Below are 13,251 nucleotides of genomic sequence, written 5' to 3' on the forward strand. Positions count from 1 at the left end.
ATTAAACCAGGCTTTGCAGAATAACTTCGAGCGGGTGTTTCACCCGCTTTTTTTCTACCCGTTTTACTTGCGAGCGGCAGGAAAATCCGGTAACCAGAACACCTGAAGCCCCATAACGCTGAACCGCGTCGTGCCAACCCATGTGATACAAACCCATACTGTCATCCAGGTTTTTAACCTCATGACCAAAAGTACCCGCCATACCACAACAACCGACATTAACAATATCCAGAGTGAGACCCAGCTTAGCGAACAGCGTTTGCCATTGTTTCGCTGACTCAGGAACAAAGCTTTGTTCAGTACAGTGCAGCAGCAGCCCATAGTGACTTGATCGTTTTTGATCGTGCGACTCAAAGTCCACAGACATAAGCCATTCAATAACCGTACTCACATTAACCGGAGGCAGCTCGCCATTACAGGCTTTTCGGTATTCATCCCTAAAAATTAATGCTGTTGAAGAGTCTGGCCCAACAAGACGAATATCAGCATCGGACAGCGGCTGTAACTGTTCGGTCACTTTACGCGCAGTTTCGTCAAAATCGCTCAGAAAGCCTTTTACGTGTTGCGCCTTACCGTGCCCTGAAAACGGCAGCAATATTGGCTTGTAACCGAGTTTGGAAATCAAATGTCCCAAAGCGAGAACAAACTCTGCTTCATAAAAGCTGGTGAATGGATCCTGAACAATAACAACGGCTCTGCTTCTATCCCTTTCAGATAACTGGAGAACCTCCCGGGTATCCAAAATATCAAACCCACTCTGCCTCCAACCGCTCAGTAAATCTGGCGTTGAAAAGCTTGGCGTATCTACATAACCCACAATATGTTTAAGCGCCCAGCGAGATGCCGGGTTATTAATCAACATATTACTAGCGGTTGGGAAACGACTTGCCAGACGTCCGGTTTTTTCAACATTTTTAACCAAATAGTCCTTCAATGGACGGAAATATCGGCTGTAGTAATGTTCATAAAACCTCGCACGAAACGTCGGCACATCGACTTTTACCGGGCACTGGTTGGTGCACGCCTTACAGGCTAAACATTTGTCCATGGAGTCTTTCACTTCATGGCTAAAGTCATCCAATGGTTTGAACTTACGCGATAATTTTTCAAAAAAACCGCTTTGTTCAGGAGCCTGTGTCGCGTCGTACCCTTCTTTTTGTGTCAGCCGCAGCCACTCACGCACTAGTCCTGCTCGGCCTTTCGGTGAATAACGCCTGTCGCGTGTCACTTTATAAGACGGGCACATAGCCGATGCAGTGTCGTAGTTAAAGCAAAGACCATTACCGTTACAGTCCATTGCGTTTTGGTAGCTTTCACGTGTCTCAATCGGTATTTGCCGGTCATAGTAGCCACGCTTTATCGCATCCACTGAAACTAATTGAGCTTCTGTGCTAATTGGCGTGCAAATTTTTCCTGGATTGAGCTGATTATTGGCATCAAAACTGGCTTTTATTTTTTGCAGCTCTTTGTATAACTCGTTACCAAAGAATTTAGGCGCGTATTCGGAGCGATACCCTTTACCGTGTTCGCCCCACATTAAGCCGCCGTATTTTTGCGTCAGTGCAGCCACTTCATCGCTCACTTCTCGCAACAAGTTTTCGTCTGCGGGTTCCGTTAAGTCAAGCGCAGGTCGAACATGCAAAACACCAGCGTCGGCGTGACCGAACATGCCATAATCTAAGCCCTTACTGTCTAGCAAAGCCCTGAATTCATTAATAAATGGTGCCAGTTTTTCAGGCGGCACGGCTGTGTCTTCGGCAAAAGCAACGGGTTTGCGTCGTCCTTTTGTTGCTCCCAACAAGCCGACTGACTTTTTGCGCATTGCGTAAATCAGTTGGATGCTCGGTAAATCATCACAAATTTGATAGCCAATAACCCCCTGGTTGTCTTTACTCTTAATGAGTTTGTCCAGGCGCTGACAAAGCGTATTGACCTTAGTATCTATGTCATCTTGGTCAAGTCCGGTAAACTCGACCATATTAATGCCGTCCATGCGTTTGCCTTCAACGTCTTCAAGCAAGTGTGACACAGACTTCCAGATGATATCTTCCCGCGCAAGGTTCAGCACCTTACTGTCAACAGTTTCGACCGACGTCGCATTTGCTTCCACCAGGAATGGCGCATTTTCTAAGGCAGCCTGGAAATTAGAGTACTTAACGTTAACCAGCACACGATGCTTAGGAATCGGCGTAATATTTAGACGCGCTTCGCTGACAAATCCAAGTGTTCCTTCAGAGCCGGCAATGATACGTGATACATCAATAAGCTGCTCTTTCGGGTTGTAGGCGTGTTTTAAATCGTAACCGGTAAGGAAACGATTCAGCGGCGGGAATTTATCCGCTATTAACTGCTCTTCGCCAACACAAGTGTCTATGACCTGCCTATAGATTCTGGCTATGCGGTCACTCCCTTGTGCAATGCTTTCTGCTTGCTCAAGTGATACCGGACCACTGTCCAGAACCTTTCCGTCAATTAGTACGGTTTTAAGCTCGAGAATATGGTCGCTGGTTTTTCCGTAAACCAAAGAGCCCTGCCCGGAAGCATCGGTGTTAATCATGCCCCCCAGTGTTGCCCTGTTGCTGGTCGACAGGTCAGGCGAGAAGAAATAGCCATGCGGGCGCAACGCATCGTTTAACTGGTCTTTTACCACTCCGGACTGCACGCGAACCCAGCCTTCTTCGGCATTCACTTCCAGTACTTTATTCATGTGTCGACTCATGTCGACCACAATGCCGGAGGTTAATGACTGACCATTGGTGCCAGTACCACCGCCTCGGGGAGAGAATTGAATATCAGAAAACTCATCCTGACCGGCTAACTTCATCACCAGAACAAGATCAGATTGCTTTTTAGGGTATAAAACTGCCTGAGGTAACTGTTGATAAACGCTGTTATCGGTAGCGGCAATAAGCCGCCCCGAATAACTCACATCTATTTCGCCGGAGAATCCAGAGCCTTTTAATGACTTTAAAAAACTCTGGTAGTTTTCCGGTAACGCACTTTCCGCTGAAACTTTCGGTAATGCGGTCATACTTATAGGTGTTCCGACAAATACATCCAGGTTTCAATAACGGTGTCAGGGTTCAGTGACACAGAGTCAATGCCCTGCTCAACCAACCAAGCAGCAAAGTCGGGATGATCCGACGGCCCCTGACCACAAATACCAACGTATTTACCTCGCTTCTTAGCCGTTTGAATAGCCATAGCAAGCAGCTTTTTAACGGCTTCATTGCGTTCATCAAATAAATGCGCAATCACACCCGAGTCACGATCAAGCCCCAGGGTTAACTGAGTTAAGTCGTTAGAGCCAATAGAGAAACCGTCGAATATATCGAGGAATTCGTCAGCGAGCAGTGCATTCGACGGCAACTCACACATCATAATGACGCGCAGACCGTTTTCGCCTTGTTTTAAACCTTGCTCTTCCAGAAGCTCAATAACTTTGCGACCTTCTTCAAGAGTTCGTACAAATGGGATCATAATTTCGACGTTCGTCAGTCCCATGTCGTTACGAACCCGTTTAATAGCTTCGCACTCTAATGCAAAGCAGTCACGGAATTCTTCAGAGATATAGCGGGAAGCACCGCGGAACCCAAGCATAGGGTTCTCTTCGCCCGGTTCGTACTGACTACCGCCAATAAGGTTAGCGTATTCGTTAGACTTAAAGTCAGACATGCGAACAATGACACGCTCGGGTGAGAAAGCAGCACCTAAGGTAGCAATACCTTCCGCCAAACGCGCAACATAGTACTCGCGAGGACTGCTGTAGCCCGCCATCATTTGGTCGATAGTCGCTTTCAGATCATCACTTTGTTCGTCATAGTTCAACAGTGCTTTTGGATGCACGCCTATCATGCGGTTAATAATGAACTCTAAACGCGCTAAGCCAATACCCGCATGAGGTAAACCAGCAAAATCAAACGCGCGGTCAGGGTTACCAACGTTCATCATAATTTTCAGAGGTAACGGTGGCATAGCATCAATGCGTGACTCGGTGACGTCAAAATCGAGCTGCCCCTGATAGATATAGCCGGTATCACCCTCAGCACAAGAAACAGTCACTTCCTGGCCATTAGCAATATGATCTGTTGCGTCACCACAACCAACAACCGCTGGAATGCCTAACTCACGCGCAATGATAGCCGCGTGACAAGTACGACCACCACGGTTAGTAACAATGGCAGCGGCGCGTTTCATAATAGGTTCCCAGTCAGGATCCGTCATGTCTGTTACCAGCACATCGCCCGGCTGAACCTTGTCCATTTCACTAATATCATTGAGCACGCGTGCAACACCACGACCAATACGCTGGCCGATAGCACGGCCCTGGCAAACTACGTCACTCTTGCTTTTCAGAGCAAAACGCTCAATAGCCTGGCCTTTCTGGTTAGACTGCACCGTTTCAGGACGTGCCTGAACAATATACAGTTTGCCATCAACGCCATCTTTTGCCCACTCTATGTCCATTGGACGACCATAGTGCTTTTCAATGATAAGCGCCTGTTTGGCCAGAGCTTCAACTTCGTCGTCAGTAATTGAGAACGTGCGGCTTTTCTCTGTGTCGATGTCTTCAATTAATGTCTGCTTACCGTGCGCACGGTCTTCTGAGAAAATCATCTGGATTTTCTTGCTGCCTAGTGTGCGTCGCAATACCGACGGGCGCCCTGCTTCTAACGTTGGTTTATGAACGTAGAATTCATCAGGGTTAACAGCGCCTTGCACGACCATTTCCCCAAGTCCAAAAGACGAGGTAATGAAGACAACATCTTCGAAACCTGACTCGGTATCAATACTGAACATAACGCCCGAGGACGAAATATCACTACGCACCATACGCTGAATGCCTGCCGAAAGCGCAACACCACGATGGTCATAGCCCTGGTGAACTCGGTAAGAAATTGCCCGGTCGTTAAATAATGAAGCGAAAACATGTTTAATGGCTTCCATCACATTGTCTAAGCCACGAACGTTCAGGAATGTTTCCTGCTGTCCGGCAAATGACGCATCTGGCATGTCTTCAGCCGTCGCTGAGCTACGTACAGCGAAACTAAACTCGTCGTTGTTTTCGCTCAGCGTTTCAAATGCTGATTTAATGGCATTTTCAAACTCGCTCTGGAATGGTGTGTCGATTATCCATTGGCGAATTTTTTGACCTGCCTGAGCAAGCGCTTGAACATCATCGACATCGAGGCTGTCGAGCAAATCGTGAATGCGATCGTTAAGACCACTTTGCTCCAAAAACTGATTATAAGCTTCGGCTGTGGTCGCAAAACCTCCGGGAACTTCAACGCCGGCGCCCGATAAGTTGCTGATCATTTCACCCAGAGAGGCGTTTTTGCCTCCCACTCGATTAACGTCCTGCATTCCCAGATCTTGGTACCACACTACGTATTCTTGCACGTCACAGTCCTCAATTAATTTTTTAGGCATGGAAGTGTCGGGTATTTTACACTTTATAGCTCAACAAGTTAATATCGCTGTATTAATCCTTTGTAAAAGAGACTTAACGTGCGCTACGCCTTTTATATTTCTGACGGCACGGCACTGACCGCTGAGGCCTTTGGTCATGCCCTGCTCTCAATGTTTCCGGTAAAATTCGAGCATAAAACGCTGCCCTTTATTGATACACAAAAAAAAGCAGAAAATGTCTGTAAAACCATTCAAAAGGCAAAAGAAGAGAGCGGCGAGCCGCCGCTGATATTCCATACCTTCGTTAATGAAACGCTAAAGTCAAAAATCACGAATTGCGGGGGCGTTTGCTATGACTTCCTGGATCACTTTGTGACACCGGTTGAGAAAGAGCTTAACGTTAAAGCCGAACCGAAGACCCACCGCACTCATGGTGTCCATAAGAATTATAATTTCCGAATAGATGCCATTAACTACGCCCTTGATAACGACGACGGTAAACGTCTCAACCAGCTTGATAAGGCGGATCTTATTCTGGTAGGCGTTTCAAGAACGGGTAAAACGCCGACAAGCCTTTACTTGGCCATGCAATACGGTATTAAGGTCGCCAACTATCCGCTTACCGACGACGATGACTTTGAACGTTTGCAGTTACCCAAAGAGCTGAAAATGCACAGGCATAAAATTTTTGGTCTAACGCTCAGCTCTCAGCGCCTGCATGAAATACGCAGTCAGCGTAGGGAAGGCAGCCGTTATGCATCGTTAGCACAGTGTCGGTTTGAGTTGGCTGAAGTCGAAAAATTGTACCGCCGGGAGGCAATACCTTTTATCAATTCAACGCATTATTCGGTCGAAGAAATTGCCGCGAAGATTCTTGCGAAGACCAACTTAGAACGGCACCGCTATTAGTGCCGTTCCGTTATTACCGCTTACTTTGCGTTTGTACTTTCAAAAATTTTGTCTGCAGACGCCGCAACAAAACCTGTGTAGAGCTTACCAGGTTCTATTTCATAGCGTTTCGCAAACTCATAGAAACAGCTGGGAATGCTGACCGTTTTATCAGAGAACTCAACGTCATGGCGGTCCGCCATAGTCGATGACTGCTCAAGATAGACCTCAGGCGAACCTTTGATTTCACCACCAGAGGTGTTCAGGGTAAAGCCGTTGTCTTTTAGCTTCTGATTAACCTGTTCCAGTGACTCGTAGCCCGGAAGTTGGTTAACGCTGACAGTAAAGTGGTTTGCACAATAGCCGAACGCCGACATCCAAGCAGCGTATTCACTTTCTTCTAACAGCGCCTGATAGTCTTCATGGCTGACTTTCCAGTGGGTTCCTGAGTACAAAAAGTCAGGTTTCTTAGTGTCTTCTTCAGAGACTTGAGCGACCATATCCTTCACTTTAGCTTGCAACTCGTCAGAAAACTCGCTGGTCATTAACTCACTAATAAAAACTTTTGGCAGCTCAGGGTCTTCATGCTCGAAGTGTTTAGCGCGAAGCTTTTTCGCTTCAAAGTGATAATCACCGCCTTCCTTGTAGCCTAAATCGAGAAAGTGCTGTGCCAGAACTTCTAAGCCAACCGGAGCAATATCAAATGTTCTGAAAGCCACGTGATCGTTAATGATCGGGTGTCCTTCACCCAGAATTTTGTGTACTTTTTCTGCCGATGGCGTGCGCGATAGATAATCTTGCCACAAATTCTCAAATAACTGCTCTACCTGCTGTGACATACAACGGTTGTCCTCTTATAGATTCAATGAAATAGAAAATTTAGCCTTCGCCATTGCGAGCTGCTTTCAGCGATTCGGCCACTAAAAATGCCAATTCTAACACTTGATCGGCATTAAGTCGTGGATCGCACTGCGTGCGGTAGCGGCTCGATAAGTCTTCTTCGCTGATTTTATAGGCGCCACCAGTGCATTCAGTTACGTCTTCCCCGGTCATTTCCAGGTGAATTCCGCCAGGGTACGTACCTTCAGACTGATGAATGGCGAAAAACTGTCTCAGTTCCTTATGAATGGCGTCGAACGATCGCGTTTTCAAGCCATTGTCAGCTTTTATAGTGTTGCCATGCATTGGGTCACTCGACCATATAACATTGCGACCCTCTTCTTTTACCCGGCGCACCAGGCGTGGCATGTTTTCTGCCAGATTGTCTGCGCCCATGCGGGTAATGAGTGTTAAGCGCCCTGCTTCATTATCCGGATTAAGCGTATCGATGAGACGAATAAGTTCGTCTTCCGGCATTTTCGGACCCACTTTTACACCTATCGGGTTATTAATGCCTCGCATAAATTCGACATGAGCATGGTCTAATTGACGCGTACGTTCACCTATCCAAACCATGTGTGCCGAACAGTCGTAAGGTAACCCTGTAAGGGTGTCGGTACGCGTTAAAGCCTGCTCGTATGGTAGCAGTAACGCTTCGTGTGATGTGAACAGCGATGTTTCATGAATGGTTGCATTGTTATCGGCATTAATACCAAGCACTTCCATAAAGCGCAGCGCTGATTGTATTTCTTCCGCAATTTGCTGATAACGTTCTTTCAACGGGTTTGACGCAATGAAGCTTAAGTTCCACTTATGAACCTTATGCAGGTTTGCCAAGCCGCCCTGTGCAAAAGCTCGCAGTAGGTTTAATGTTGCCGCCGAGTGATGATACGCCTTAAGCATGCGCTCAGGATCCGGTTCACGGGAGGCTTCGTTAAAATCAGAGCCATTAATAATATCGCCGCGATAACTTGGTAGGCTGACACCATCAATCGACTCGAAGTCGCTTGAGCGAGGCTTGGCATATTGACCCGCCATTCTTGCAACTTTGGTCACCGGACATGAGCCTGCAAAAGTCATAACAATGGCCATTTGCAGGATAACTTTAAAGGTGTCTCGTATTTTGGGGGCATTAAAGTCACTGAAGGACTCAGCACAGTCGCCGCCTTGCAGCAAAAAACCGTTGCCCTGACAAACATCGTTCAGCTGATTTCTTAGTGCTCGAATCTCTTCTGCAAAGACTAACGGTGGGAACTGACTTAATTGCCTCTCGACATCATGCAGCTGCTGTTCGTTTTGATAGCTGGGTTGTTGTTGAATTGGCTTATCGCGCCAGCTGCGCGCACTCCACTGTGCCATAAAATTAACTTCCGATTTTTTTGCTCTATAAGAGGTACGAATGTACGGTGTCCGCCGCTGAAAAGCAACGACTAACGTCGTTGCTCCAGTGCATGAATACGCTCTTCCAAAGGCGGATGGCTCATAAATAATCTGCCAATGGTTGAGCGTTTACCTTTAATACCAAAAGCCAACATGGTGCCATCCAGCTCAGACTCGCGACCTTGCTGCAGACGGCGTAACGCAGCAATCATTTTCTGCTTACCCGCTAAGTCTGCGGAGCCTGCGTCGGCTCTGAACTCACGCTGACGCGAGAACCACATCACAATCACGCTGGCCAGAATACCAAAAACAACTTCCAGTAACATGACTAAGCCATAATAAGCAAAGCTCCCACGTTGGTTGTCGCCTCGTGCTATAGCGCTGGCGATAATGCGGGCAAAAAACATCACAAAGGTATTCACCACGCCTTGAATCAAAGTCAGCGTTACCATGTCGCCATTAGCGATGTGGCTGACTTCGTGCGCCAGCACAGCTTCCACTTCATCCGCGTTCATGCTTTGTAAAAGACCGGTACTTACCGCAACCAATGAATGGTTCTTGCTGCGCCCGGTCGCAAAGGCATTAGGCGATGGAGACTGGTAAACCGCTACTTGTGGCATCGGTATGCCGGCTTTTTGCGCCTGCTTCTGAACCATCTTTAACAGCCACTCTTCCGACTGATTCCGGGGCTGATCAATAACTCTTGCTCCAGTTGAACGAATAGCCATCCAGCGCGAGATCCACAGTGAGACAAATGCACCACCAAATCCAAACAATGCACAGAAAATCAATAGCCCAGCAGACCCACGAGCATCGATTCCAGTCGCCGCAATGACAATATTAAAAACAACGCTAACAACCAATAAAATAGCTAAGTTGGTTGCTAAAAACAGCAGGATTCTTTTCATCCTAGTCTCCGTTAAAAATAGTCACAGTTATCGATATGTAGGCGTTTAGCATTAAGTTCAATACACCAATGAAAATTTACTGGCTAAATTTTGTGTCTGCCAATCAGGAATATAAGGCAGCATAGCTATCGGTTTTGACCGCAATACAAGGCTTAATGTTTCCAGGTTCTCAGTTTGTCTTGGCATAGGAGTTTCAGTCGTTTGCACAGCAACCCAGCCCGCTAGTTCGCATCCCGACGCTTTAATGGACTGTGCGCTTAGTAAAGCGTGATTCAAGCACCCTAACTTTAAGCCCACCGTTAAAATAACTTTTGCAGACAGTCGCTCAACGAGCTCTGGCATAAACTGTGAATTAGATAAAGGCAACTGCCAGCCACCTGCGCCCTCTATTACTAAAGCATCCACCTTACTTTGACGAATTTCGTCAACCGTCTGCTGAAGCTTACCCAAAGATATTTCTAAATTCTCATCAGCAGCGGCAATATGGGGCGCAATTGCAGGTTTAAAGGTATAAGGATTAACCTGCTCATAGGGTTGAGTAACGTTAGCAACCTTCATTAACGCTAAGGCGTCTGGGTTTTTTAGTTGCCCGTCGGTCATATCGCAACCGGAGGCAACTGGCTTCATTACAGCGACTCTTTGTCCGCGCTCCACTAAGTACTGAACAAAGCCGCACGCTGCGACTGTTTTACCTGCATCTGTGTCAGTACCAGTTATAAAATAGATATCCATATTAACTATTAATCAACCATGCTTAATTAAAACTATATTAATAATGTGCCATTCCAATGGTAATCCATCGCTTGTTCTGTAGGTCTCATAAGCAGTTTCTAAAGTTTGGAACTTAGATTTTGTCATCAATCCTGAGTTGTTATCTCTTTTTACCAAGCTGGCTCCCACCCCTTTTATGCTTGTTAGCAATGCACGTAAGCTAGGAAAATACTGAACGTAATTATGCGTATAAAAGGTTTTATGCAACCACGGGAATGCTTCTGTCGCTTGGGCAATATCCGCTTGTGTTGAAAAATTATTGATGTGAGGTTTGTTGTCGACCTCAGCCCAACTGCTTTGCAAAGAAGAAAAAGTTCCCGGAAGCAATGTGTTCACCGTGGCAATACCACCGGGTTTAAGCACACGGTATACTTCCGCAAACGCCGTGTTTAAATCATCCACCCACTGCAGTGACAAATTTGCAAATACCCAGTCGACACTCTCATTGGCTAAAGGCAGCGCAGTCCAATGGCCTTGTAACCAGCTCAAGTGAGGATTTAACGTCTGAGCCCGTGCCAACATCTCTCTTGAAATATCAATACCCAGGTATTGCTGGCTATAACTCTCAAGTCGTGCTGTCTCAACCGCGGGCCCACAGCCAATATCAACAATTGTTTTCTGGCTAATAGGCTTGACTGTGTTGGCGCAGTCCAATAAGTCGTGGGCAGCTTTTCTTTGAATTTCGTCATGCTGAGCATAGCTTGTCGCCGCACGATCAAAATGCTGAGCAACGGCTTTATCAAAATTAAGCGGCTTCATAATGCGTTGTCACGCTCCAGTAACCCATCCGCCGCATGCCAAAACTGACTAATATGAGCAGGCTGCATATTGCTGTTTAAACTAAAGCGAATTCGGGGTGAATGTTTAGGTACCGTGGGGTGAACAATGGCACGGCATAAATAACCCAAGCTGCTTAGTTCGCCAGCCATTCGCTTGGCAGACTCTTCGCTTTTAAACAGCCAGCTTTGAATTGGAGTTGAAGACTTAATGTAGGCTAACCCTCGACGAGACATCTCTAATTGAAATTGCTGCGCCAATTGTGCCAACTGTTCTCGCTTCTCGCGCCCTTCCTGGTCCTTTATAATCATTAGGGCGGCGCTTGCTGCGGCCGCTTGTGCCGGTGGCATTGCGGTTGAATAGATATATTCTCGACAAAACTGAATTAGCGCTTCAATAGTGTCTTGATCCGCACAAACGAACGCTCCGCCAACACCAAAAGCTTTGCCAAAAGTCCCTGTCATGATGTCAGCCACGCCCAAATCATTCGATAATGCGCCTTTGCCGCTATCACCAAGAACACCAATGCCATGCGCATCATCCACCATAACCGTGGTGCTCGGCTGGCGTTTCTTCAGTTCGATTAATTGTTTAATGCCGGCGTCATCGCCGTCCATACTGAACACACCTTCCGTCACCAACCAGTCGCCGGGTTTCAGTACCTCAGAAATTGTCAGAGGTTGACTGTGAGCATAACGCTTAAACCGTTGGCGAGTTTGCTTTATACCGTCAATCAAAGACGCATGAACCAGTTTATCCGCGTATATTTTACTGGTGTCACCGACCAAAGTATTCAGAACTCCGACATTAGCCGCGAAGCCAGAAGAAAAAAGTAATCCAGCTGGCTTCTCCAGCCACTCTGAAAGCTCTGCTTCGAGCCGTTGGTGCACCAAGCTATAACCACTTAATAATGGAGAACCGGTGCTTCCTACGCCCCATTCATTAGTCGCATCAACGAACTGTTTCTTAACCTGGGGGTGCTGACTTAACCCCAGGTAATCATTTTTCGAAAAGTCGAGTACAACACTGCTTTCCCTTGCTGCTCGACAGCGCCGCCGACGCATTTGCGGCGACGACATTCGTTGCTTAAGTTTCTGACGTAGCGACTCGTGCATTGGCTGTTAATTTAAGACGCGTCGTAGAAACGAACCGGCTGCTCTTGTTCAGCAATGGCATCTTCAATCACAGCCGTATGTACCTCGTCGTCATAGCCATCGGTCTGCTCTGGCGTAATGCCTAAGCGCTCAAATAGACGAAGATCAGCATCTGCTTCGGGGTTGGCTGTGGTCAGTAGTTTCTCACCATAAAATATCGAGTTAGCACCAGCTAAGAAACATAGCGCCTGCATTTCGTCATTCATGTCTTCACGGCCAGCCGACAAACGAACATGCGACTGCGGCATTAGAATACGGGCAACAGCAACGGTACGTACGAACTCAAAATTATCTAAGTCTTCGAGCTTAGCAAAAGGCGTTCCTTCAACTTTCACCAACATATTAATGGGTACACTTTCAGGGTGCTTGGGTAAGTTAGCCAGCTGCACCAACAATGAGGCGCGATCTTTCACACTTTCTCCCATACCAACAATGCCGCCTGCGCAAACTTTCATACCTGCATCACGAACATTGGTCAGGGTATCAATGCGATCCTGATAAGTTCGTGTGGTAATAATGTCGCCGTAAAACTCCGGTGAGGTGTCCAGGTTATGGTTATAGTAATCAAGCCCGGCCTGCTGCAGCAGCTTCGCTTGCTCTGCACTCAGCATGCCCAGTGTCATGCAACTTTCTAAACCCAGCTCTTTAACGCCTTTAATCATTTCCATAATGTAAGGCATATCTCTGTCTTTCGGGTTACGCCATGCAGCCCCCATACAAAAACGACTGGCTCCTTTGTCTTTCGCCGCTTGCGCTTCCTGCAAGACACTTTCAACAGCCATTAAGCGCTCCCGGTCAAGTCCGGTATGGTAATGCGCGCTTTGCGGACAATATTTGCAGTCTTCAGGACACGCCCCGGTTTTAATAGAAAGCAGCGTACTGACCTGTACTTCATTCGGGTTAAAGTGCTCTCTGTGAACACTCTGGGCTTTAAACATTAAGTCATTAAACGGAAGCTGTAGTAAATTCTGGACTTCTTCAATGGTCCAGTCATTGCGAATGGCAGACATAATAATAATCTCGTCATTTGAACAGTTAATGTCGCATAGAATATGCGTTATCATTGTCCTGTCAATTTACACAAG

The 13,251-nt window shown here is 46.9% G+C and carries 10 protein-coding genes; 1 reads left to right on the forward strand and 9 read right to left on the reverse strand.

Annotated elements, in window-relative coordinates:
* Position 1: 1 nt before the first annotated feature.
* Together ydiJ and ppsA are read right to left on the reverse strand one after the other, a co-directional pair.
* Positions 2 to 3,031 carry a D-2-hydroxyglutarate dehydrogenase YdiJ gene (gene ydiJ, locus CWI73_RS02060; protein WP_126751324.1) on the reverse strand — a complete coding sequence of 1,010 codons (3,030 nt, stop codon included), beginning with the start codon at positions 3,029 to 3,031 and terminating at the stop codon, positions 2 to 4.
* Positions 3,032 to 3,033: 2 nt separating this feature from the next.
* The gene (gene ppsA / locus CWI73_RS02065; RefSeq protein ID WP_126751325.1) at positions 3,034 to 5,400 is read right to left on the reverse strand and encodes a phosphoenolpyruvate synthase; all 2,367 of its coding nucleotides are present in this window, start codon (positions 5,398 to 5,400) and stop codon (positions 3,034 to 3,036) included.
* Positions 5,401 to 5,508: 108 nt separating this feature from the next.
* Here ppsA and ppsR point away from each other — a divergent pair, with 108 nt between their 5' ends.
* Entirely contained in the window at positions 5,509 to 6,318 is an 810-nt protein-coding gene (ppsR, locus tag CWI73_RS02070) for a posphoenolpyruvate synthetase regulatory kinase/phosphorylase PpsR (protein ID WP_088768150.1), read from the forward strand.
* Positions 6,319 to 6,338: 20 nt separating this feature from the next.
* On the opposite strand, the gene CWI73_RS02075 is transcribed toward ppsR, so the two are convergent.
* The 7 genes from CWI73_RS02075 to bioB all read right to left on the reverse strand — a co-directional run bounded on the left by CWI73_RS02075 (position 6,339) and on the right by bioB (position 13,176).
* Entirely contained in the window at positions 6,339 to 7,136 is a 798-nt protein-coding gene (locus tag CWI73_RS02075; RefSeq protein ID WP_126751326.1) for a DUF1338 domain-containing protein, read from the reverse strand.
* Positions 7,137 to 7,176: 40 nt separating this feature from the next.
* Positions 7,177 to 8,535, reverse strand: a complete 1,359-nt coding sequence (locus tag CWI73_RS02080) for a class II 3-deoxy-7-phosphoheptulonate synthase (protein ID WP_126751327.1) — start codon at positions 8,533 to 8,535, stop codon at positions 7,177 to 7,179.
* 71 nt (positions 8,536 to 8,606) lie between these two features.
* Complete coding sequence (gene htpX / locus CWI73_RS02085) at positions 8,607 to 9,464, reverse strand: protease HtpX (RefSeq protein WP_126751328.1); 858 nt, start codon at positions 9,462 to 9,464, stop codon at positions 8,607 to 8,609.
* 57 nt (positions 9,465 to 9,521) lie between these two features.
* Positions 9,522 to 10,196 carry a dethiobiotin synthase gene (gene bioD, locus CWI73_RS02090; RefSeq protein ID WP_126751329.1) on the reverse strand — a complete coding sequence of 225 codons (675 nt, stop codon included), beginning with the start codon at positions 10,194 to 10,196 and terminating at the stop codon, positions 9,522 to 9,524.
* A gap of 12 nt (positions 10,197 to 10,208) precedes the next feature.
* Positions 10,209 to 10,994 (reverse strand): methyltransferase domain-containing protein, encoded by a 786-nt coding sequence (locus CWI73_RS02095; protein ID WP_126751330.1) that lies wholly within the window; start codon positions 10,992 to 10,994, stop codon positions 10,209 to 10,211.
* On the reverse strand, positions 10,991 to 12,127 hold the full coding sequence (locus tag CWI73_RS02100; RefSeq protein WP_126751331.1) for an aminotransferase class I/II-fold pyridoxal phosphate-dependent enzyme: 1,137 nt from the start codon (positions 12,125 to 12,127) through the stop codon (positions 10,991 to 10,993). The genes CWI73_RS02095 and CWI73_RS02100 overlap by 4 nt, the downstream gene beginning before the upstream one ends.
* Positions 12,128 to 12,138: 11 nt before the next feature.
* Complete coding sequence (gene bioB, locus CWI73_RS02105) at positions 12,139 to 13,176, reverse strand: biotin synthase BioB (RefSeq protein WP_058579572.1); 1,038 nt, start codon at positions 13,174 to 13,176, stop codon at positions 12,139 to 12,141.
* Positions 13,177 to 13,251: the final 75 nt, after the last annotated feature.

This window comes from Idiomarina piscisalsi, assembly GCF_003987095.1.
In the GTDB taxonomy this organism is placed as follows: domain Bacteria; phylum Pseudomonadota; class Gammaproteobacteria; order Enterobacterales; family Alteromonadaceae; genus Idiomarina; species Idiomarina piscisalsi.